Origin of the sequence: Arthrobacter bussei, from assembly GCF_009377195.2 — a bacterium.
GTDB classification, from domain to species: domain Bacteria; phylum Actinomycetota; class Actinomycetes; order Actinomycetales; family Micrococcaceae; genus Arthrobacter_D; species Arthrobacter_D bussei.
Genome location: NZ_VJXX01000001.1, coordinates 1 through 21,744, shown reverse-complemented (window position 1 = coordinate 21,744; position 21,744 = coordinate 1). Strand labels below are relative to the sequence as shown.

Genomic DNA, 21,744 nt, shown 5'->3' with positions numbered 1-21,744 from the left:
TGTTCAACCGCCGTCGTCGCCCGGTGTTCACTCCCGAGTCCGTCACGACCTCACCACGACTTCACGTGTGAGTTCGTCGGCGCGCTTCTTTCTGCCCTCCTGTTAGGAGTCCTGCTGCTATGACTGCCATGACCGTGGTCGCTGTTCTGATCTTCCTCGCCACCCTGACCCTGGTCATCTGGCAACCCAAGGGCCTCGGCATCGGCTGGTCCGCCCTCGGCGGTGCTGCCCTGGCCCTGATCACCACGGTGGTGAGTCTCTCCGACATCCCGATCGTGTGGGACATCGTGTGGAACGCGACCTTCGCCTTCGTCGCGATCGTGATCATCTCCCTCATCCTCGACGAATCCGGGTTCTTCACATGGGCCGCACTCCATGTGGCCCGATGGGGGCGGGGTAACGGGCGGCTGCTGTTCACGCTCATCGTCCTGCTCGGAGCCGCCATCGCGGCGGTGTTCGCCAACGACGGCGCGGCCCTCATCCTGACCCCGATCGTCATCCAGATGCTCCTGGCCCTGAAGTTCCCGGCTAAAGCATCCCTCGGCTTCGTCATCGCCTGCGGGTTCATCGCCGACGCCGGTAGCCTTCCCCTGGTCGTGTCCAACCTCGTGAACATCGTCACCGCGGACTTCTTCGACATCAGCTTCGCCCGCTACGCCGCCGTCATGGTCCCGGTCGGTATCGTGTCCGTCGCCGCCAGCCTCGGCGTGCTCCTGCTGTTCTTCCGCAAGGTCATCCCACGCCGCTACGACATGAGCGCCCTCGAGGCACCCAGGTCAGCAATTGCGGACCCCCTTACGTTCAAGACCGGGTGGGTCATCCTCGGTGTCCTGCTCATCGGCTACTTCGCCGCCGAACCACTGCACATCCCACTGTCCGCCGTGGCAGGTGTCGGCGCCGTGGTCCTCATGCTGGTGGCATCCCGCAAACCTGCCTTCCTCTTCCCCCGCATGCCTGTTCCGGCAATGCGGGAACCTGTGTCCGAAGTTGATGCTGCGGGGCGGGCAGCCGACCCCGACTACGAAACTGTTGGAGCGGCCCACCGCTCCACCGGGGGCGCCGCGAACAGTGCCCACCCGGCCTCTGACACGCGCAACTCGGACGTGAACGACGATGTGTCCCTCTCCTCAGTTGGTGGTGGCGTGGCAGTGCTTCCGAACGGTCGGATCTCGGTGCCGCGGATCTTGCGCGAGGCGCCCTGGCAGATCGTCCTGTTCTCCATCGGCATGTACCTGGTGGTCTACGGGCTGCGGAACCAGGGCCTTACCGACGAACTCGCCGGCGTCTTCTCAGCCATCAGCAACAACGGGGTCCTGATCACCGCACTCGGCGTCGGCGTCATCGTCGCCGTCCTCGCGTCCCTGATGAACAACATGCCCACCGTCCTCATCGCCTCCCTCGCGATCGGCGCTGCAGGAGCTACCGGGCTGACCCAGGAAGCGATGATCTACGCCAACGTCATCGGCTCCGACCTCGGTCCCAAGATCACGCCGATCGGCAGCCTCGCCACCCTGCTCTGGCTGCACGTCCTGGACCGCAGGGGCATCCACATCGGCTGGGGCCAGTACTTTCGCACGGGCATCGTCCTGACCATCCCCGTCCTGATCATCACGCTCCTCGCCCTCGCCGGCTGGCTCACCATCATCGGGGTCTGAGGACTCGGTCGCTGCCGCGCCATCCTGTTCTGGTGGCTGTGGGCGTGGGACATTAGTTCTGCGGTTAGGCGGTGGTGCGGGTGCGGGTGCGTGTTGCGGTGACGACGCCGATCGTGGCGAGGACTGCCATGACGACACCCATGATGGGGTAGCCGCCGAGCACGGTCGCCAGGGCCGGGCCCGCGGCGGGAGCCAACGCGCCCACGATGGTGACGGGCGCGGCGAAGACACCCTGCAGGGACCCGAAGTTCCGGGTACCCCACCGCTCGGACACGGCCGTGGCCTGCAACAGGGTGTTGCAGCCGCGCACCATGCCGGCGAGGACCGCGACGACAACGAGTAGCCCGGTGGGTCCCGGCACCAGTGCCAGTCCCCATACGGAAGCGGCACCGGCCGCGGTCAGGACGACGGTCCGCCGTACAGCGGAAGTACGCGAGGGCAGGGCCGAATAGGCGACCCGCCCGATGACCTGCCCGACCCCGATCAGACCGAAAGCAACAGCGGCAGTCTGATAGTCCACTCCCCGCTCGAGGAACAGGGCGATCAGGTTGAACGTGACCGCATACAGGGCCAGGGTGGACAGCGCCATCGTCGCCTGCAGGAACCGGAACGGGGCGCTTCGCACCACTGCCCGAACATCCTGGGCCGGCTCCCCCTGCACAGGCGAAACCGGCCCGGATGTCCAGTGCGCGTTGAGGAAGAACCAGTGCAGCGGGATCGTCACGATGGCCAGGATTCCGGCCAGCGTGATGTAGGCCGTTCGCCACCCGAGCCCGTCGATCAGCGCGGCCGTGATGGGGGCGAAGATCGTCGACGCGAACCCTGCCACGAGGGTCAGAGTCGTCAACGCCCGCACCCGGTGCGTACCGTACCAGCGGGTCAGGACTACGAACGCCGGCTGGTAGAACACCGCGGCTTGTGCGAACCCCGCAACCAGCCAGGCGGCCGCGAACACCGCGAAGTTCGGAGCACCACTAACCAGCAGCAGAGCCAGGACGCCGATAATGCTTCCCGCAGTCATCAGGAGCCTCGGACCCCTTTGGTCCAGCATGCGACCGACCCGGACGCCAGCGAGGGCCGACACGATCAGGCCGGCTGAGAATGCCGCCGTCAGCGCAGGCACGGACCAACCAGTATCTGCGCTGATCGGGACCAACGCCACCGGTAGGGAGTAGTAGAGCAGGCCCCAGCTCGTCGTCTGCGAGACGCACATCGCCGCCAAGCCCCCGCGAGGCCTGTCCTGTCCACCACTGATCACTCGATAACCCTAGAGTCCACGCAAGAACTCACTGTCCTAGTCATCCACCTGTGGTCGGGTGGAGCCCGAAGGAGAGAGCTCAAAGCCGTCGACCGGTGGATGAGTAGACCCCATCCAACGTTCCGGCGGATGAACCGCAACGTTCCCTTCTTACGAACGACCGTCCATAAGACGGTCAGAAGGAACGTGGCCCGAGCGGCGCGTCGTGTTCTATGGCCCGTGTCCGCAAGCTACGTACTGTCAGGTACGTTGACGATACACTCTGGGTATGGCAGCAGTCGGATACGCCCGAGTCTCGACCCGGGATCAAAATCTTCATGGTCAGACCGATGCCCTCGAAGCGGCCAGGTGCGAGAAGGTCTTCATCGAACACGCTTCAGGAGTCTTGGCGAAGCGTCCCGCCCTCGAAGACGCACTCGACTACCTGAGGACTGTCGACACCCTCGTCGTTACAAAGCTTGACCGCCTCGGCCGGTCGGTGCGGAACCTCAAAGAAGTGGTCGACGGGCTCGAAAAGCGGGGTGTCGGTTTGAAGGCCCTCTCCCAGGGCATCGACACGACGACCCCGGGTGGGCGGTTGTTCTTCCACATGCTCGCGGCTATCGCTGAGTTCGAGCACGACCTCATCGTCGAACGCACAAAGGACGGCCTGGCAGCGGCTAGAGCCCGCGGTCGCAAGGGCGGCGGTCGGATCAAGATGAGCCCGACGAAGATTCGGCAGGCACGAGCGATGTATGACGAAAAGACGTACACCGTGCAGCAGATCGCAGAGACCTTCGGAGTCTCGCGGGGGACGATCTATCGCCACCTCGGTGACGACGTCAGAGCTTGAGGCTGCCGCAGAGGGCACGGGCTAGCCGAGCTGACCGTGACATCATCAAGGAATGGAACAAGTGACTCAACGGATCGTGGGGGTCGGATACGAGGGGCATAGCCTCCCGTCGTTCCTTGCTGCCCTTACGGCCGAGAAAGTCGATTGCGTCGTCGATGTCCGGTTGAACGCCATCTCGCGTAAGAAGGGATTCTCGAAGCGCATCCTGACCGCTTCGTTGGCCGAGGCGGGGATTGAGTACCTTCACCTCCCAGCCCTCGGTAACCCGAAGGAAAATCGGGACGGCTTCTGGAAGCCTGGAACAGACCTCGCGACTCATGCCCACGCAGAGTACCGGCGGGTGCTTCAGTCAGAGCAAGCGGTAGCCGCGATGCGGGAGCTAGTGGAAAAGGCCGCTACGGCATCAGTGGCTCTGCTTTGCTTCGAAGCTCGCGAAGAAACCTGTCACCGCCATCTGATTCTTGATGAACTCAACACCTTCCAACTCGCCGGCTCGCACCGGTAGCTCCGTTATCGAGATCGGTAGACCCCAAGCACGCTGAAGGCCAGAGGATGCTTCAGCTGATTGCCCACAAAGAACATGGGTCCCCGACTCGGCGAGCACATCTGCTCAAAGAACTTCTTCCGCAGTTCACCCATGGCGGCCACATCGTCTAGATGCTTCAACCGCCTCTCGAGAGCGACTAACTCCCAATCGAGCAGGCCCTGGTTATGACCCCTGCAACTGGCGTCCTCGCAGGAGTACGAGTACTTAGCCTCGAAACGTGGAGCTTCCAGGAGCTGCACCTTTGGCGCCGCCCCAAAAAGATCCTCCTGACCAAGATTGACCCTCAGCTTCTCGGCTTGTTCCGCTGTCCAACCAGGATGCCGCACCACCTTCAAGTCCGCGACCTCCAGTGGTCTGATTACAGCGAGAGACGGATACGGTCGCCCTTCCCTCAAAGCACCGAGAATCCCGCACATCGTCCATTGAGACGACAGTGGTGACAGATATGGGTGACGAGACTTCCACCCGTCGAGGTGCTCCACCGTAGTGATGGTCGAACGGTCGGGGATATAACTCTCACTTCGCGGATCCTTGCCCGACGGCTTCACCTGCACAGTAATGAGGTCGTACTTACTAAACCGCAGGTACTCTTCCATCGACCTGAAAGGGATGGGATACAAGCGCACCCACTCGGGTCCGTCAGGGCGCATTCGTATGCCGGCTACACACACGGTGTCTCCGTGCGCAGCTGAGGGCTGCGGGGCGGCCTTCACCGTTATAAGGATCTTGGCTGTTTCCCATTGATTTCCGTGTTCCTTCGGGTAGCAGCTACGACCTTCCCCATCGAGCGGCAGCATGTCGAACATCCGTGATTCCCCCACATTTTGGTGCTACTGAGACCATCTGAGTTCAGAACCTACCGAACAAGTATTCGTTGTGGTGGTTTCCCGACGAATCGAAGCCCTCGTGTCACGGACCTCGCTTCGCTCGGGCTGTAGAAGCGTTTTTCTGTTTTTGTCTGCTGTCCTTCAGATCGTACGTGCCCGCTCCACCTGCTCAACCGTCCTGCGGACGGCTGCGCAGTCGATGCGTTGTGTCGGCGCTTCGCTTATTTCCTCCTACAACCCATCGACTGCTTGCCCTTCGGGTTGCCCCGGCTCCGTCGGGCACAGCTCCGCAAGCTTCGCCAGCAGGCAAAAACGTCGGGGGAGAGGGGACGCTGGCCGGTCACCTAAGGCGCCCCGCCACCGGCAGACAACTTGGCCCGCACCCGCTGACGACCGCTTGATAAGACATAGAAGCGTCGGGGGAAGAGCCGAGCAGCACGTGCCACCACCACAGGCCCTCCCCACCTCGTGACCGAAGGAGCAACAACCCATGACCACCCAGACCAGCACCCCAGCGAGCACCACGGCTGTCTTTGAGCACCTCGACCCGACCCAGCTCACCATCGACGCCAACGTCCGTGCTGATGTCCGGCTCGATCCTGAGTTCCTGGCTTCGATCAAGCAGCACGGCGTCCTCCAGCCGGTCGTAGCCCACCGCACCGAGGCCGGTGTGCATGTCCTGTACGGGCAGCGCCGGACGCTGGCGGCCGTGGAGACCGCACAGCCGACCATGCCCGTGTACGTTGTTGCTTCCCTGAGTGAGGCTGACCGGTTGGTGCAGCAGATGGTCGAGAACGACCAGCGCCTGGCCCTGAACGACCGGGACCGCACCGAAGCGTTCCACCAGCTGTCCCTCATGGGCATCACGGCCGCGCAAATCGCTAAGAAGACCGGAACGAAGAAGACCCTTGTGGAGACCGCGCTGAAGGACCGCGCCAACACGACAGCCTCCGAAGCGCTCACCGCAGGGTGGACGTTGGAGCAGTCAGCCGCTTTAGAGGAGTTCAGCGACGAGGAGCTGTCCGTGAAGCGCCTGCAGCACATCCTCGAGGTCCAGCCCGAGCAGTTCGACCACCAGGTCGCCTACCTCCGCGCCGAGCGCACCACCGCCCGCCTCATGGCGGCCGCGAGGGCTGAGCAGGAAGCGCTCGGCAACACCGTCGTCGAAGGGGCCGGATACGGACAACCGGAGCACCAGCACCCCCACATGCTTCTGCGGGCAGACGGCGAGAAAGCGACCAAGGATGATGCGAACGCCGTGGTGATCAGCTCGACCTACCGGGGCGAGGTTCAGGTGACCGGCGTGGTCGCGAACTTCCGGGGCCACGGGTACACGGTCCGCGAAGGGCTCGGTATGAGCCCCGCGGCGGGCCAGTCCGGGCCGGTGACGGACGCGCAGAAGGAAGAGCGCCGCACGGTGATCCAGAACAATAAGAAGTGGGACGCGAGCACCGAGGTCCGGCAGGGATGGCTGACCACCCTGCTGGGGAGGAAGACCCCGCCGAAAGGATGGGCGCAGTTCACGGCAACGACCCTCGCGAACTACGGCAACTCGGTGGCCCGGGCGACGGCGCAGAAGCACGAACTCGCTGCCGGCCTCGCGGGCGTCACCGACCCCGACTACCGGGCCTACCGGGCGCTGGTGGAGAGGCCGACCACGAACCCTGACAAGGCTGTCCTGGCGATGATGCTCGCCGCGCACGAGGCGGACCTCAGCCGCGAATCATGGCGACGCCCCGGCCCCCAGGCCGCCTACTACCTCTTCCAGCTCGAAGAGTGGGGGTACACGCTCAGCGAGGTCGAATCCCTCATCACCGCCCACGCCATGAAAGACACCAAGGGCAGCAAGGACACGGAGTCGGCCGGGTCGGCAGGGTAGGGGAGTGAGGCGGGGCGGCAGGGGAGCGCAGTGCGCAGCGATCCTGCCGCCCCCGGGCGGGTTCTGCCCACTGTTAAAACAGAAGAGCCACCCGATCTCAGTAAGCACTCCACCGCGGCCCGACGCTTCTTCGGGTGTCACCCCCGAAGAACATCTTTCACACCTGTGCGTCACACAACGCAGACTCCCCTTGGGAGATGCAGTGCAGATAACGCTTTCAACAGCGCGAATAAGGCTCCCGCCCAGATAGGGAGCCCAACAGATTTCCTTGTCACGAGGGAAAACCGGAGACGGAACCATGTGGTGTGGTTCCGTCTCCACTCGCTTAAGGCGTGTTCCCGCGTCGATCCGGAGTCGATCAGGGGATGCAGCGTTTGTGGCTGGAATGCTGGGTACATGACAGACCAACCCCACGACAACGGGCAGCCCGATCAGCCGCCCAGGCCGCTGCGGTTCCTCACACTGCAGCAGGTAGCCGACGAGCTGAACACCAAGCACAGCACCATCCGGGCGCTCATCGCCTCAGGGGACCTGCCAGCCATCCAGATCGGCGGACGCGGCCAGTGGCGCATCGAACGCACCAAGCTCGAGGACTACATCACCGGCGCCTACGCCAAAGCCCGCACCGACATCGCACGCGGCGACGTCGGGACAACCTTAGAGGCAGTGGACTAGACGACCGGAGGGCTGGACTAGCTTCTGTCAGGAGACCCGGCAGCATCGGCCGGCGTGACAGCGTTCAGCCACACCCAGCCCTCACGCTGGATCTTGATCAGCGGTTCGAGGAACCGGATCTTCACCGCAGTGCGCGTGTACGCGATCGCGTGCGCCTGAACCCGGATCGCCTTCGAGGGGTACCGCACCCAGGCGTACACCCGGCGCGGTTCCGGGAAGTCGGTGGGCCGACAGTACTCGACATCGAGCTCAGCCGCCGTCAGCATGATCAGTTCCTCGCGCATGACGAACTCCTCGATCCGCTCGTCCATCAGCCGCCCATACGTGGCCGCGTACCGCTTGCTCTGGCCCACGTGGGGGACAGTACGAGGCAGCGCCGACAATCAGACCTTGAGAGCATCTTCAGGTTCTTGTCCCCAGCCCGCACCCATGGAGGCTGTGCACGGCTACCGCTCGCTCGAGGTGAGCTGCCCCGTGTCGGTGACGCAAGTGGTTGTGTGCAGGCGGGCCCTTGGTCCCTGCTGTGCAACGGTAATGATGGAATTGATCGTGAGTCCGGCGTGGCTCTTTGTGCACCTGACGTGACCATTGGCCTCTGTCCTCCACATGACTTGTCCGCCGGCTCACGATTACCTCACACGGCACGGTCATGGCCTCATAGGAGCCTGACACACATCCCCTTACCGTATTGCCTGCCCGTTCCATCGTGTGACGCCCCCACCAGCCTAGGAAGGGACACATGTCAGATCAGGAGCAACACCACATTTTCGCCGGTATCGACACCCACGCTGACACTCACCACGTCGCAATCATCACCGGCTACGGAAAACGAGTCGCTGACCAGGAGTTCGTGGCCACCAGCTCCGGACACCGCACAATCGTCGACTTCATTACCTCTCACGGAGTTCCCGGGGGAGTGGGCATCGAAGGGACAGGCACCTACGGGGCGGCACTGACAAAAGCCTTACGACGGGCAGGTATCCCTGTCACCGAGGTCAACCGGCCCAACCGCCAACAACGACGAAACCAAGGAAAATCAGACCCTCTCGACGCCTACCAAGCAGCACAGTCAGTCCTGGCAGGGACAAGCACAGCCGTTCCGAAAGCAAAGGACGGACCCGTCGAATGCCTGCGCGTTCTACGGGCAGGCAGGGCTTCCGCAATCAAGTCTAGGACCGCGACGATCAACCAAATCCGCGACCTGCTCGTCTCCGCAGAAGACGTTGTCAGAGCAAAGTATCGGGGCATGCCCACACTCCCGATGATCGCGATGATGGCCAGATCCCGTCCCACCGGCCACACCGCCGACCCTGAATACATCACCTCCCGGGTGCTGAGGACCCTCGCTCAGCGATATCAGTACCTGACCGTAGAAATTGAGGAGGCGAGTACCTCGTTGCAGAAGATCCTCGACCTGTATGCCCCTCTACTCTGCGACCTGCCAGGCGTCGGTACGGACGTCGCGTCCCAGCTGCTCGTCACCATGGGCGACAACAAAGAGCGCATCAACAACGAAGCCCAGTTCGCGGCCCTAGCCGGCGTGGCACCTGTCCCGGCATCGTCCGGCAAATCAACCCGTCACCGGCTCAGCCGCGGCGGCGACAGGCAAGCCAACAGCGCCTTGCACCATGTCGTCCTAGTCAGGATGGGCTCGGACGCTAGGACGAAGGACTACGTAGACAAACGCACAGCCGAAGGTAAAAGCAAACGAGAAATCATGCGGTGCCTCAAACGCTACGTCGCCCGAGAGGTCTACCGACAAATCACCCACCCAGTCCCAGCACCAATGATCACCGACCTACGACTACAGCGACGCGAACTCGGCATCACGCTGCAACAAGTGGCCGAGCACCTCCACCAATGGCCTTCCTACCTCTCTCGCCTTGAGCGCGGACGAACCCGCAACGATCTTCTAGCTGTGAGGTACAGGAGTTGGTTGAACGACCAAGCATCAGCTGAACGTCGGTCTTCAGATCGCCTCTGACTTGAAGGTCCTCATTTTGTCCCATGACGCATCCACCCATGAAGGACGGTGCGCATGGAGCGTGGAATGCTGGTCTTCATGGAACCCTTACGCATGGAACGACGCGTGATCGAGGCGGCAGAGACACTTGCCCTCACGCTCGGCAACAACCCCAACCACACGGTGGCTGCCGCTGCTATGGATACAAGTGGGCGTATCCACACCGCGGTAAATGTTTATCACTTCACCGGCGGACCTTGCGCGGAGCTTGTCACATTAGGAGTTGCTGCAACCGCTGAAGCTGGGCCCCTCGTCGCTATGGCGGCGGCCGGAGATAGGGGCCGCGGCCTGATCTCACCCTGTGGTCGCTGTCGGCAAGTAATGCTGGATCTGCACCCTGACCTTCTTGTTGCCGTCCCTACCGACACCGGTCCTCAGATGAAACCAGTTGCAAAGCTACTATCGGATACGTACTTCTTTCCAGATGCCCAAGCAGAGCGAGTATTCCGCTTCAACCGGCGCTATTACGATGCAGTTGTCAGCGGACGGAAAACTTCTACCGTTCGGTGGGATGAGGACATCACAGTTGGTCCTGCGATCCTTTATTTCGAGGATGATGCAGAGCTTTCGCCACTGCACGGCGAGATTCTCGAAGCCCAGCGATACCACGTTGATGACCTGAGTCCAGAACGCCTCCGGCTTTCTGAGGGCGGAACGGTGGCTGCGTACATGGAGGGCCTCCGACAGCACTACCCCCTCATGCCCGCCGACGCGTTCGTTGATGTCGTCGACTTCCGTGTGGTCACCCCAGATACCAGCTCTAACCACTAGGGGAAGATAGCACCGCCTAGGCATCGTCCATCAGGGCAAGGCACTCAATAGTTGAGTTATAGATCTTGGGGTTGAGGTATCAAGCGACGTAGCTGACGGAAGTTGACAGCTATAGGAGCGTCGGTAATGATGGAATTGATCGCGAGCATGGGGTGACCCTTCGTCCACATAACGAGGCTTCTGGCTTCTGTCCTGCACTTGACTTGTCCGCCGGCTCGCGATCGCCTCATACGGCATAGGCATGGGTTTGAGACCGCTGATGCATAACAGGATCAGCGAAGCGACACTTACACATGAAGGTATCTCATCGCATCGACAGGTTAGGGCGAAAGGGAGTTGTGACGCACCAAGTTGCCCGGCAAAAATTGGGATCTTGTTAGCTAGGAGCGTGCAAGATGCAGGTCTGAGTGTGCAGCGAAATTAGGGGCGGTGTGCGCGTTGTAGGCACCGCACGGTCTGCCGATAAGTAGGTCTACGGCCGCTTCGACGTCTTTGGTTTCCGCCGAGATCCCCCGGCGGACTCGGCCTTCTGCGTTCACAGTGATGTATCCCCACCCGAACAACGCGTCACAGCCCAGGCTGCAGACGAGCATCGCCACTGACCGGAAGTCTTTGCGCTCCTGCTCAGTGCAGTCCCTACGAGGCTTGATGTGGGCGGCGATCAAGAGCTGCTGCGGGAGTTCTTCCCCACAAATTGAACACGCTGCTGTAACCCGGCCTCGCAGTAGATGTCGACGTAAATATTCCTGTTCCTGGCGGACATTCCCCAGGGACACTGCATCTGTGTCCTCACCTTTCCAGAAATCGTCAGGCCGTCCGAAAAGACTTCCTCCATCGGTGGTGGCAGGAGCAGGCAAATCGAGCTCGGCCAGGAGTGCCAGCCCGTCCTCCTCCGATAGTGCCGACAGGTACTTTTGTTGAGGTACACGGTTTATGTTGAGAGGTGCACTGTCTCCCACCCGAATGAGCTGGGCAACCCGAGTGTAGTGCAGCATCAGGTTGGTTCTAATAGGGTCAACGGTGACCAGCCAGCCGTCGTCGCCTTCCCCCTCGCGTTTAGAGGAATAGCCCTCCGGGCGGGGGTAGGGGTTCCATGACTCCCTCACGCTACTGACCGCACGCAGAAAACTTTCTGCGTGGTGGAACACAATATCTCCTGGTTCCAATGACTTAATCAGACCCCGCGAGACCGGCACTGTCCCGTTAGGTCGCGGGCAAGTCCACAGAGTTCCAAGGGGGATAACTAGGCGGTAATTGTCATTCTGGCTCGCCCACCAGTAATTGACCATGTAATGCTCCCGAGTGAGTAGCTCCGCGCTAATAATCTATCGGAGAGAGATGCACTGGCTGATGTAACCGGCCGTTATCGGCGCTTTCCTACCTTGGACTACCTGTTGCTCATGGCGCGGCTGTGCGTCACGCACAGCATCTCGCAGTCTACTGAGACCCCCTGCTTATCCGCGTTCGACCAGTTGCTGCAGCGCCTTGTCGTAGACGTAGTTCGTGATCTCGCCGGACATGATCATTGCGACAGCCTTGTTGATGGTCTCCAGCGGAACCAAGAACCACTCCGAGGGGTCGTAATCGCGTCCTTTCCGGTCGACCTGCGTCAGGTCCAAACGTACCTCGGCGAAAACGCGGTGCAAGAGGTGCTCCAGCCTCGACGCACGCACGTTGTAGAGCCGGTAGTCCGCCAGCACCTTCACGGGTGCCATCAGATAGGTCGGCGAATACGCTGCGTTCTTGATGCGGGTCTCGACGTTGCTGGTGGAGAAGCCGATCTTATGGAGATTCTTTATCCCCGCGACAGCAGGGTCCTCGCTGAGCGACTGCAGTACATAGATATGACCACTCTCTACGTCCGCGTCGAGGACCTCGCCCGCATCGTGGCCTGTCCGTGCCAGGACTTGGCCCTGCGCCTCGTACATACGGGTCATGAGGCTCTGCTTGTACATCGCCGACTCCGTGCCGTTCTCGAAGACGACGCGCAGGCGCTGCTTCTGCCTGGGCTTGCCACCGACGACCAGGTCTACGTCCTCGCCGACCTCAGCCACGAAGCACATGACGCCGTTCAGCACGAAGAACGCACCCATGCGGATGAGATCCATGCCAGTAAAAGGCATCAGCTTGTACGCGCCCTCGGCAAGCTCAGCGTGCTTCGCCTTAAACAGCGGCTCGAACAGGTCGAAGTCCTCGGACTTCACGCGCTGAGCGACCGAGTCTGGAGACTCGGGACGCTTGATCACGGGTAGATCCGACACGTCGAGGATGCCGCTCTCGTCGCCCAGCAGATCGTCCAGGTCATCGCTCTCGAGAAGCTCGTCCAGCGACTCGGCAGCTGCCTCTACAGCCAGCAGCTCGAACTCCGTGTCGAGGTGTCTGAGCGCCGCGACCTTCTCGTCGTTGGCGAGGATGCCCTCGAGGCGGGCCCCGAGCTTCCGCTCGGCGATCTCCCGCGTCGCTGAGCTCGGCAGGCGCCCGTGCGTCCGGCGGAACTCCACGATCTCCAGGAACGCACGCTCGAGCCGGTCGGACGAGCTGATCTTCTTGGGCTTCTCGGGCGCGTCGAGCAGCCCGTCGAGGTCGTTGTCGATGAGGTCCTGCAGGGAGGACGGTGCCGCCTCGAAGATGTCGTCGTTCTCGCTCATTCGTCCGTCGCAATTTCCGTTGCGCGCTTCTGGGCTTCGAGCTTTTGCTTGGCCCGCTGAAGCCACAGCAGTGCGTCCGCGTACCGTTTCTCGGTCGGCTCCTCGGCCCTCGAGTCCGGTCGCCGACCGTTGACCTTGATCCAGTTCTTGATCCGGGGAACGAGTGCTAGCGCCTCTTCTTCCGTGAACTCGACACGGGTGGCCGTGATCTGGTCTTGGATGATCCGGAGTACCGAGGGAGTCACCGACTTGGACATAACCTCGAAGGCGCGCTGGAAGGGGTTCACCGAGTCGATGAGGTTTATGGTGAGCTCGTCGATGTTGACAAACTTTTCGGCCATCTTGATGAACCGTTTGTCTCCGACTTCGCGAACCTCACCGTTCTTGACCACCGAGTCCACGACGACCTGCTGTCGCACCTCCTCAACCTGCGAGTCGCTGAGGTCCGGGTACTTTTCCCGGATGATCTTCGGGATCAGGACCTGGTTGGCGGTCTCTGCGTCGATCGAGCCCGCTGCTGCGCGTGCGAAGGTGTCGTCTTGCAAGATCGTAGCTTTCAAATCGTTCAGGTCCGTCTCGACGATTTGCCTGACACGCTCCGTCGAGGGCTCCTTGAAGCCCTTGATCTTCAGTTGACCGGGGATCTTCGAGTCGTCCCCGTCGAACTTCTTAGTTTTGAAGGTGAAGTTCTGTGCGAGTACCTGCTCCATCAGCAAAGATGCCGTAATGGCTTTCAGCATGTTATTCACCGAGACCTTCACTTGACCCTGAGTGGCGTCGGGCTCAGCGATCAGGTTCGTGAACTGGGCATGCTCCTTGCCGGGGCTGTCGCGGGTGACGCGGCCGATAATCTGGATGACCTCGGTCAGCGAGGCCCGGTACCCGACGGTCAGGGCGTGCTCTGCAAATGGCCAGTCAAAGCCTTCCTTCGCCATGCCCAGGGCGATGATGATGTCCACAGCGTCGCGCTCTTTCGAGGCGACATGGGATAGATAGTGGAGCGTGTCAGCACGTTTTTTCTGGTCAGTGTCATCCACGAGGTCGGCGACGCGAAGAATTTCACCGGTGTCTTTGTGGCGAATGCTGATGATTCCGGTATCGGGGTCAGTGGCTTCGACCTGGCCGATCGCATCGATGATGAACCCGACCTCTTCGATTTTGTCCTTGGTGGACTCCCCCGAGTTGACGTTCGGAATATGAACAATGGTCTTCTTGTCTAGGTGCAGGACCTCACCAATCGCATCGGTATAGCGGCCTTGGTAGAAGTGATGCCCGATGCCGAGCGAGTGCAGGTGCTCATAACCGTTGAGCTGGTCGTAGTAGTTGAACGTGACCGGCGTGAACCGGGCCTCGTCTTCAGCGGACAGCACGGGCACTGAGTCTCCGCGGAAATATGAACCGGTCATCGCGACAATGTGCACGTCCGAGCCATTCATGACCTCACGCAGGAGCGCGCCGAGGCGGTTGGCTTCAGTGTCCGCAGAGACATGGTGGAATTCATCGATCGCCAGCACGGTGCCGTTGAAGGCTTCCGGTGCGAGTTTCTCAAAGGCGAACCGCAGCGTCGCATGCGTGCAGACCAGCGTGGCGTTGGGACCTTGAAGAAAGTCGATGAATGCTCCGACCTTGCCCTGGGAGGAACCGGCATCGCAGAGGTTGTGATCGTCTTTGATTTCCCAGTCTGCAAAGAACCCGTGCGAGGTGAGCTTCGTCGAAGAGAAGGACCCGCCGATCGAGCGTTCAGGAACGGCGACAATAACCTTTTGTCGGCCCTGGTTATAGAGCTTGTCGAGCGCAACAAACATCAGCGCACGCGACTTGCCTGAGGCCGGCGGTGCTTTGACCAGCAGGTGCTGGGCATCTCTCTTGGCGAAGACACGCTGCTGCATCTCACGCATGCCCAGGGCATCGGTGTTGACCGACGCCTTAGTGCGGGCATAGGTCACATCAACGATGTTCATCGGCTTGTTCACTTCTTCTTGTTCCCCCTGGCAGATTCTGCTGCTGTCATTGCCTCATACATAGCAAAGAGGTCTGACAATCTCTGCTCATCGGTTTCGTAGACGCGCTTGGAGTAGATGGAATCCACCAGGGTGTCGACCTCGGCGTGTGCCTGCCGCAGATCGGCAGGCATAAGGTCCGGATCGTACAGCTCAGCGAGCGTCTTCTCGCAGTGATACTCACGCACATCCAGTACCCGCAACGCTGCAACTGTGAGCTGCTCTTTCATCGAACCCGAAAGTGGCGGCACCGGGAAGTTGTTATAGACGATGTATGCTCCGTACCGAATGCTCGTTCCAAGCTGACCCGCAACGGCTCTGGTCCAGATGTTATGCATCCGAGAAGTGAGCAGAGAGAAAAGCCAAGACTCTGCATCGTAGACTGCATTTGCCAGGTCAGAAACGACCGTTTCCGTGTCGAGAAAGCCAATGGGGATATATTCGCGACGCTCTGAAGAGACGCGCGGGACCACAATCGACTCAGTGGGCTTATATGCGACTTGCTTGAATCGGTTCGGGTAGGCGGCAAATGCCTTTACGCCAACTTCATCACGACTATCCCGCCACGCGGCCACTGCATCAAGTCTCGCCGCTATAGGGGCGACCTGCTTCGCCGCGGCGAGCTCGCCATCAGACACCCAAATGCAGTAGCGCTCGATGTCATTGATAAACTCTGCGGACCCCAGGTACTTCTTCAAATAGCGATCTGCAGTTGCATCGTCGGTAAGCGCTCGTCCTCGTTCAGCCGCGTCAAGAATGAGGTGTCCTCCATCTTTCGGCATGGAGCCCAGGACCATCCGTGGCAACTGCGAGCTCAGCGGGCGTGAACGTCTGTATATGAATACCGAGGGCGCATCGGCAAGATAGCCATTAATATTCTTCGCTTCGATCTGCAAGCCCTCAGTGAAGATGTACTTTGCACCAGGGCGTTCCATGCGCAGATTGATGACCACCACAGTGACGCCGGCGTTGCGCTTGGCGTTGTTCTCCCACTTGAAGGAGGTGAAGGCGTACCCAATCTCAACGCGCTTGGCAAAGATCATCGGGAACATCAGCCCGACGTGCTCACCCTGAGACACGGAGTTCGTGGTCACGAACGCAAGCTCCGCTCGGGTTCCCTCGATGTAGTCGGTTCCCTTGACGAACCACAGTGCGATGTAATCGAGATCCTTGGAATAGGGACGGTTCCCGAACACGAACGGATAGTCCGCCTTCATCTCCCTGTTCTGTGACTTCCCTCCCTTGTACGGCGGGTTCCCGATGAGATAGATCTCTTCGGTCCCGTCGTTCGGGCACAGGCTGTTCCAATCGACGCGAGTCGCGTTGCCCGCCTGGATCTGGCCTGTCTCCTTCAGCGGGATCAGCGGGATGGAGAGATTGAACTTTTCCTTGAACTCAGCGTTCATCTGATGCTTCGCGATCCATAAGGAGAGGATCGCCACTTCGACAGCGAAGTCGTCGATCTCCAGGCCATAGAAGTGTTCAATATTGATCTTCGACTCGGCGTACAGCATCTGGTGTTTCGGATCAATCTCAAATAGTCGCTCCAGGATTGCGTGCTCCAGACGGCGCAATTCCTTGTACGCAATGATGAGGAAGTTGCCGGACCCACAGGCGGGATCGAAAACCTTGATCGCACTGATTCGCCCGAGGAGCGCTTCAAGCTTCTTGACGGAATCGAACCCTTCATCAAGCTGTTGCTTCAAATCATCCAAAAATAGCGGCTCGATTGTCTTGAGGATGTTCGGCACCGAGGTGTAGTGCTGACCCAGATCGCTGCGCTTGCCCGGGGTGACGATCGCCTGGAACATCGAGCCGAAAATGTCCGGGTTGATGTCGCGCCAGATTAGCGTGCCTGACTCAATCAGCAGGTCGCGGGCCTTTTTCGTGAATTGCGGCACGACATGCTCTGGTGCCATCGTGAACAGGCGACCGTTGACGTAAGGGAACTGTGCCAGGTGCTTAGGTTTGTCTTCGGTCCGTTCGGTATCGAGGGCTGTGAACAGGTCGGTCAAGAACTCTGCGACGTCCGATCCGTCGGCTTGGGTGTGGGAGCCGACGGCGTTGGTGAACCCGCCTTCCTCAAAAATCGCGGTGTCTTCGGCGAAGAAACAAAACAGGAGCCTGGTGAAGAAGACGTTGAGAGCGTGACGCCCGTGTGCAATGTCCAGCATTCCGGGGTTCGACGCGAGCAGCTCGTCGAATAGTTTGCCCATCCGCTCGGCAGCTTTGACATCCGCGTGTGCCTCGGCAACGTATTGGGCCTTCTCCATGCCGGCCCATGGCAGGAAGAACGTGAAGTGCTGGTCGATGTCCCGGATCGGGATCATCAGGTTCTCGCCGGTCTTCGTGTCGATGGCAAGCAGTTCCGTGTAGTCGGTGACAATCACGAAGCGGGTGTTGTACCGGACGACCAACGGTGAAGTCTTCAATTCGTCGATGACCGCGAGAGGATCACCGGTCGTCTCCTTAAAGTAGACGACGTTCTTCTGCGCGACCTCAGTGGACGGGTCGTAGGCAACGTTGAGTGAGCCATTGCGCAACCTCGTCACGTTGCCTTGGGGCTTGCCGTAGGCCAGCAGCAGGCTGAAAATGAGCTCGCGGTCGTAGGATTCACGGTTGCCGAGTGGGGCGACGCGCTCCTCGACAGCTTTCAGGTTGAGCTTCACCATGGAAGGTCTTCTTCTCTCATAAACGTGGTCCCCTACTAGATTCGCCGATAGCCGCGGCTCACTCAAGTGGGACTCAAATCATTGACAAGCGAGCAGTGGCTGCCTGCCGAGACATTATCAGGACTGTGCGGTGTGACAGGTTTGCCTCTTCCGGGGTGAGCCCGAACGGCCGCGACGGCGTGGATCCGTACGGATTATGAACCCGGACTGGAGTCGGTCAGGCAGGACGACGTCGGTGGGGGCCGATGAGCGGGACAGGTGAAGGAAGCGATTCCTGTGGCAGGTGAGCGCGGATGGAACTTGCTATTGCCACGAGGGCTCACATTGAATTCGTAGTCTGCGTCATTCGGTACGAGGGAATACCCTCGTTGTACTCGATGAAGAGGTTTGGTGATAACCGCGCCTGTCGATGAGTTGTTTATCGGTTGGCTCGATGTTGGCCCCGACCGAACAGCTTCCTATCGGCCTCCTTCGTATACTCAGGTGATGACAACGGAGCCTGACGAGCAAGCACCCGTAGGCGAGCCGGACGGGGATAAACCAGACGATCAGGCGGTCGAACTCGCCGAGTTGGACGACGACTTCGCTCTTGGCTCCCTCGACTTCGACGGGCTATCTCCCACTGACTTCGAGGAGTTCAGCTTCGACCTCATGGCTGAGAGCGGCTTCTCTAACGTGGACTGGCGGAAGGGCACACCCCTGGCGGCTTCACCCTCCGACCGGGGCCGGGACATCGTTGCTCGAAAGCCGCTGCAAGACATTAACGGCCACGAGTACGAGGAAACCTGGTTCGTCGACTGCAAGCACTACAAGCGTGGAGTGCCACCCGACGCCCTCCAGGGCACTCTCGCTTGGGCTACGGCCGAGCGTCCCGCAGTCGTGCTCTTCATCGCTTCCGGCTACCTCACCAACGGTGCGAAGGACTGGATTGCGGACTACCAGCGCACCAACCGGCCGCCCTTCCGGATCCGCGTCTGGGAGAAGCCCCAACTCCTCAGGCTCGTGGAGAAGAATCTGGATCTCGCCTTCCGCCACGATGTAGGCACGAGTACGCTGCGGCGGGTGTCCGAGATTCTCAAGGCCGAGTCGGAGTTCATGGATCGGCTCTGGTACGGCAGAAAGCCCGCGGATAAGGACATTCATCTCTACGATTGGGCGGACGACGTCAAAGCGGGGATGCTCGCGTCTAAGCGCCGTATGGAGGAGCAGTACGGTGTCGAAGAGTTGGCGAAGGACGTGGAGTCGGACTGGGCTTGGGGTTACCTCTCGGGCCGGATCTCTGCGCTGCGTTGGGTTCTCGGCGACGAGTGGCACATGCTCGACAGTTGAGCACACGGGGCGCAGCCGCCGCCCGCCGGCCCAAGATTACATGCAACGCATTTCTAGTTCACGAAGACCTTATATATGGCGGCTGTCGTGATGCCCGTAAGGGCCGCCCACATAAGTGATCTCTGTGGTGCACTTATGGCTGGGTAGGCATCGTTCAAAAACGACCGATTGTGCACCACTGTTCTGGTACATGCTCGGTTCCTTAGCTACGCGGAGGGTAGCTCATAGGCAACTCTTCTTCTCGTGGAGCTGGGCGCATTTGGGATTCGTCTAGGTTGCTGCTTTTTTTCTTCGGTTCACAACCTCCGCGGACTACTATCGAGCGAAGCTCACTACGCGATACGAGGACGGCAGCATGGTCAGCCTTCACCCGGCCCGCCTAGGAATTCTGACGGTCGTTCTTAGTGCTGCGTTGACGGTTGCCTCTTGTACGACTGACTTCATGCCAGGCGAAGGACCAACCGACGCACCCGCTGGAACACCTGCCGAGACGGCTGGTGGAACGGCGGAGGGGACACCTACCTCTGAGCCAATGTCTACGGTTCCTTCATCACCTCCGTCGACGAACGCGGGTAGCCCGTCGAGTACAGCCTCGGCTTCTCCTACTGTCATCACTGACGATGAGCTGTCCGGTGACGCACTCAAGACCTTCTCGGAAACGTGGGAGGACGTTGACTACGCGTTCGATCTGCCGTCAGGTTGGGCTGTTGTGGATGACCCTTCCGGGCCTGCTGGGGTGTCCGTCATCAACTCACAGAGCGTTCGGGTGGCAAGTCTTAGCATCCTCGTGGCATGGGGCGCGGAGTGCTCGCCTGACAACTGTGTTGACCGTCCTGTCACCTATCTGGGGGATTGGGCGGGCGGGGCGCCGTTGTCGAAATCCGGCCCCTTTCTTGTCCGAAGCGTCGCGATGGATCTGTCGGCCTTTCCACGAGAGCGCGAGGTGAATGATTGGCCAACGAATGTTCAGATGGTTACCTCTCTGAGCTCCAATACAGCGGCACCCTCGCAAACCATGGTGCCTCGATACATGTATGGGCTGGGCCAGGTCGAGACGGACGTCGTAGCTTCCAACGGGGTGACTAGTCGGACCATCCTCTTCATCTCAACCCGGGACTTCAACACGCTGCAGGAAGCACAGGACTACGCCGGATCGGACGAGCACCGGAAGATCCAGAAGATCATTGCGTCCTTCCGCGAGCAGAAGAACTAGGCGCGCTGTCCGAGTCCCTGCACCTTCATCATTCGATCAGCTCGGCTGACTCGTCCTGCGTCATCGGAGCCATGTGTCAGGGTGAGTTCATGAAGAAACTCACGACATCGGTCGCCCTTACTTTCGCTGCTGCTCTAGCCCTGTCCGGTTGCGGGGAAGCGGACACCCCAACGACCGAGACAGTGGAGTCAGCGGAATCGGTAACAGAGGACGCACCCCAGATTCCAGATCTGGTCGGGTCATGGAAGCAGAGCAACCCGAACAGCGAAGAGAACTACCAGCAGGCCACAGTGACAGCGGACACCATCACGATCGAATGGGTCGCCGACGGCGGTAACACGACGTCGATCTACTGGATCGGGACATTCGAAGCACCGACGGAGGAAAACGGATCCTTCACCTCCGTACGGGACAAAGAGGCAACCAACTCTGCCTTATTGGCATCTACCGAAGACAGCAAGGACTTCATGTTCGAGGGCGAAACCATCACCTACAAGGTCAGCGCGCTCGGAACGACGACAACGGTCGAACTCGAAAAGAACTAGAACAAGCAACGCCCCGATGAGCCTCGCTCATCGAGGCGCCTTGGTACGGGCAGCTCAGGCGTCCGTAGTAGTGCGGGCCTACCTCTGGGCTTCGTTGTAGGCGTCGACGATTGCTTGGGTGATGCGTCCGCGGGAGCTGGGGTTGTGGCCATAAGTCAAGCCATCGACCAAGCTCAAAGCGATTGCATAGCGAAAATTCACCTTGCCTTCCGGCCAGGAGAAAGCAACGAGCACAAAAAAACGACAAAAGCGACCACAGTATTAGTTGGTACCCAGTCGCCTTCCTCGGACAGTGGGGCTATGGCTATGATGGGGACCGCAAGCAGAAGTGCTCCCGGGTCACCTTTGATCGGTTATCGGGTATTTCTTTTTCCATTGTGCCCTCCAGATTTGTGCCAGATGCCCCTACCTAGGAAAAGGGTAACTCCTTTGAGGTGGATCGACTATCAGGGGATCAACCGGGTGATCAAAGATCACTTAGTGTTGACGTTAAGAGTCCACCCCAGTTGTTAGTCCCTAGTGTCGCAGGGGGCGGTGTTGGGTAGACAAATACGTCACAGACCGATCTCCGTCGATGATGTATCGGATTAAGGTCAGTTTCGGGACTTTGCAATGAAGGTCAGTGAGATTCCAGATAAGACGCGTTGGACTGGGCAAAGTGCCAAGTGGTGCCTGTTAGGCCCCAGCACGGTGGCGACACCGGGATGAGCGGCAGTGTGCCTAGCTGACGTCTTGAAAAAGGATGGTGGTCTCAACCGGTCAATGCACCACTCCTTGGCAGGATGAGTGGTGGAGGTGCGTGTGGAGTTCACAGAGGAGCAGCAACAAGCGATTTGGGAGGGGTGGCGGAACGGTGAGTCGTTCCGTCAG

16 protein-coding genes are annotated in these 21,744 nt (G+C 60.2%); 10 read left to right on the top strand and 6 right to left on the bottom strand.

Going from position 1 to position 21,744, the window contains the following annotated elements; all coding sequences use genetic code 11:
• The first annotated feature begins 119 nt into the window (after positions 1 to 119).
• Positions 120 to 1,655, top strand: a complete 1,536-nt coding sequence (locus tag FNH21_RS00080; RefSeq protein WP_206687010.1) for an arsenic transporter — start codon at positions 120 to 122, stop codon at positions 1,653 to 1,655.
• A gap of 64 nt (positions 1,656 to 1,719) precedes the next feature.
• Here FNH21_RS00080 and FNH21_RS00075 read toward each other — a convergent pair whose 3' ends face one another.
• Complete coding sequence (locus FNH21_RS00075) at positions 1,720 to 2,868, bottom strand: MFS transporter (RefSeq protein WP_152813686.1); 1,149 nt, start codon at positions 2,866 to 2,868, stop codon at positions 1,720 to 1,722.
• 313 nt (positions 2,869 to 3,181) lie between these two features.
• Here FNH21_RS00075 and FNH21_RS00070 point away from each other — a divergent pair, with 313 nt between their 5' ends.
• Together FNH21_RS00070 and FNH21_RS00065 are read left to right on the top strand one after the other, a co-directional pair.
• Positions 3,182 to 3,745 (top strand): recombinase family protein, encoded by a 564-nt coding sequence (locus tag FNH21_RS00070; RefSeq protein ID WP_152811483.1) that lies wholly within the window; start codon positions 3,182 to 3,184, stop codon positions 3,743 to 3,745.
• Between the two features lie 52 nt (positions 3,746 to 3,797).
• Positions 3,798 to 4,250, top strand: coding sequence for a DUF488 domain-containing protein (locus FNH21_RS00065; RefSeq protein WP_152811482.1), 453 nt, complete (start codon positions 3,798 to 3,800; stop codon positions 4,248 to 4,250).
• Between the two features lie 5 nt (positions 4,251 to 4,255).
• Here FNH21_RS00065 and FNH21_RS00060 read toward each other — a convergent pair whose 3' ends face one another.
• Positions 4,256 to 5,098, bottom strand: coding sequence for a hypothetical protein (locus tag FNH21_RS00060; protein ID WP_152811481.1), 843 nt, complete (start codon positions 5,096 to 5,098; stop codon positions 4,256 to 4,258).
• A 511-nt stretch (positions 5,099 to 5,609) separates the two neighbouring features.
• Between FNH21_RS00060 and FNH21_RS00055 the strand changes: the two genes are divergently transcribed.
• A complete protein-coding gene (locus FNH21_RS00055) occupies positions 5,610 to 6,998 on the top strand; it encodes a ParB/RepB/Spo0J family partition protein (RefSeq protein ID WP_152811480.1) in 1,389 nt (462 codons plus the stop codon).
• Positions 6,999 to 7,394: 396 nt separating this feature from the next.
• Positions 7,395 to 7,673 carry a helix-turn-helix domain-containing protein gene (locus tag FNH21_RS00050; protein ID WP_152811479.1) on the top strand — a complete coding sequence of 93 codons (279 nt, stop codon included), beginning with the start codon at positions 7,395 to 7,397 and terminating at the stop codon, positions 7,671 to 7,673.
• Positions 7,674 to 7,690: 17 nt separating this feature from the next.
• Here the strand turns inward: FNH21_RS00050 and FNH21_RS00045 are convergent, their stop codons facing one another.
• Positions 7,691 to 8,026: a hypothetical protein gene (locus tag FNH21_RS00045; protein ID WP_152811478.1), complete on the bottom strand. Its 336-nt coding sequence runs from the start codon at positions 8,024 to 8,026 to the stop codon at positions 7,691 to 7,693.
• Positions 8,027 to 8,412: 386 nt separating this feature from the next.
• Between FNH21_RS00045 and FNH21_RS00040 the strand changes: the two genes are divergently transcribed.
• Both FNH21_RS00040 and FNH21_RS00035 read left to right on the top strand, forming a co-directional pair.
• The gene (locus FNH21_RS00040; protein ID WP_152811477.1) at positions 8,413 to 9,657 is read left to right on the top strand and encodes an IS110 family RNA-guided transposase; all 1,245 of its coding nucleotides are present in this window, start codon (positions 8,413 to 8,415) and stop codon (positions 9,655 to 9,657) included.
• 54 nt (positions 9,658 to 9,711) lie between these two features.
• On the top strand, positions 9,712 to 10,467 hold the full coding sequence (locus FNH21_RS00035; protein ID WP_241742670.1) for a hypothetical protein: 756 nt from the start codon (positions 9,712 to 9,714) through the stop codon (positions 10,465 to 10,467).
• 1,454 nt (positions 10,468 to 11,921) lie between these two features.
• Here FNH21_RS00035 and FNH21_RS00030 read toward each other — a convergent pair.
• From FNH21_RS00030 to FNH21_RS00020, 3 genes are read right to left on the bottom strand one after another with little or no spacing between them, the layout of a single operon-like run.
• Entirely contained in the window at positions 11,922 to 13,115 is a 1,194-nt protein-coding gene (locus tag FNH21_RS00030; protein WP_152811476.1) for a GIY-YIG nuclease family protein, read from the bottom strand.
• Positions 13,112 to 15,076, bottom strand: a complete 1,965-nt coding sequence (locus FNH21_RS00025) for a DEAD/DEAH box helicase (RefSeq protein WP_152811475.1) — start codon at positions 15,074 to 15,076, stop codon at positions 13,112 to 13,114. Before FNH21_RS00025 ends, FNH21_RS00030 begins: the two co-directional genes overlap by 4 nt.
• Before the next feature lie 8 nt (positions 15,077 to 15,084).
• A complete protein-coding gene (locus FNH21_RS00020; protein ID WP_152811474.1) occupies positions 15,085 to 17,787 on the bottom strand; it encodes a DNA methyltransferase in 2,703 nt (900 codons plus the stop codon).
• 486 nt (positions 17,788 to 18,273) lie between these two features.
• Here FNH21_RS00020 and FNH21_RS00015 point away from each other — a divergent pair, with 486 nt between their 5' ends.
• The 3 genes from FNH21_RS00015 to FNH21_RS00005 all read left to right on the top strand — a co-directional run bounded on the left by FNH21_RS00015 (position 18,274) and on the right by FNH21_RS00005 (position 20,874).
• Positions 18,274 to 19,116: a restriction endonuclease gene (locus tag FNH21_RS00015; RefSeq protein WP_152811473.1), complete on the top strand. Its 843-nt coding sequence runs from the start codon at positions 18,274 to 18,276 to the stop codon at positions 19,114 to 19,116.
• A gap of 1,015 nt (positions 19,117 to 20,131) precedes the next feature.
• Entirely contained in the window at positions 20,132 to 20,329 is a 198-nt protein-coding gene (locus tag FNH21_RS00010) for a hypothetical protein (RefSeq protein ID WP_152811472.1), read from the top strand.
• 89 nt (positions 20,330 to 20,418) lie between these two features.
• Entirely contained in the window at positions 20,419 to 20,874 is a 456-nt protein-coding gene (locus FNH21_RS00005; protein WP_241742668.1) for a hypothetical protein, read from the top strand.
• Positions 20,875 to 21,744: the final 870 nt, after the last annotated feature.

Excerpts from the sequence above, each read along its gene's own strand:
- FNH21_RS00020 (WP_152811474.1), bottom strand. The coding sequence starts at position 17,787 with ATGGTGAAGCTCAACCTGAAAGCTGTCGAGGAGCGCGTCGCCCCACTC.
- FNH21_RS00015 (WP_152811473.1), top strand. The coding sequence starts at position 18,274 with ATGACAACGGAGCCTGACGAGCAAGCACCCGTAGGCGAGCCGGACGGG.
- FNH21_RS00050 (WP_152811479.1), top strand. The coding sequence starts at position 7,395 with ATGACAGACCAACCCCACGACAACGGGCAGCCCGATCAGCCGCCCAGG.
- FNH21_RS00060 (WP_152811481.1), bottom strand. The coding sequence starts at position 5,098 with ATGTTCGACATGCTGCCGCTCGATGGGGAAGGTCGTAGCTGCTACCCG.
- FNH21_RS00055 (WP_152811480.1), top strand. The coding sequence starts at position 5,610 with ATGACCACCCAGACCAGCACCCCAGCGAGCACCACGGCTGTCTTTGAG.
- FNH21_RS00065 (WP_152811482.1), top strand. The coding sequence starts at position 3,798 with ATGGAACAAGTGACTCAACGGATCGTGGGGGTCGGATACGAGGGGCAT.
- FNH21_RS00075 (WP_152813686.1), bottom strand. The coding sequence starts at position 2,868 with ATGTGCGTCTCGCAGACGACGAGCTGGGGCCTGCTCTACTACTCCCTA.
- FNH21_RS00010 (WP_152811472.1), top strand. The coding sequence starts at position 20,132 with ATGGTGCCTCGATACATGTATGGGCTGGGCCAGGTCGAGACGGACGTC.
- FNH21_RS00005 (WP_241742668.1), top strand. The coding sequence starts at position 20,419 with ATGAAGAAACTCACGACATCGGTCGCCCTTACTTTCGCTGCTGCTCTA.
- FNH21_RS00080 (WP_206687010.1), top strand. The coding sequence starts at position 120 with ATGACTGCCATGACCGTGGTCGCTGTTCTGATCTTCCTCGCCACCCTG.
- FNH21_RS00040 (WP_152811477.1), top strand. The coding sequence starts at position 8,413 with ATGTCAGATCAGGAGCAACACCACATTTTCGCCGGTATCGACACCCAC.
- FNH21_RS00025 (WP_152811475.1), bottom strand. The coding sequence starts at position 15,076 with ATGAACATCGTTGATGTGACCTATGCCCGCACTAAGGCGTCGGTCAAC.
- FNH21_RS00070 (WP_152811483.1), top strand. The coding sequence starts at position 3,182 with ATGGCAGCAGTCGGATACGCCCGAGTCTCGACCCGGGATCAAAATCTT.
- FNH21_RS00035 (WP_241742670.1), top strand. The coding sequence starts at position 9,712 with ATGGAGCGTGGAATGCTGGTCTTCATGGAACCCTTACGCATGGAACGA.
- FNH21_RS00030 (WP_152811476.1), bottom strand. The coding sequence starts at position 13,115 with ATGAGCGAGAACGACGACATCTTCGAGGCGGCACCGTCCTCCCTGCAG.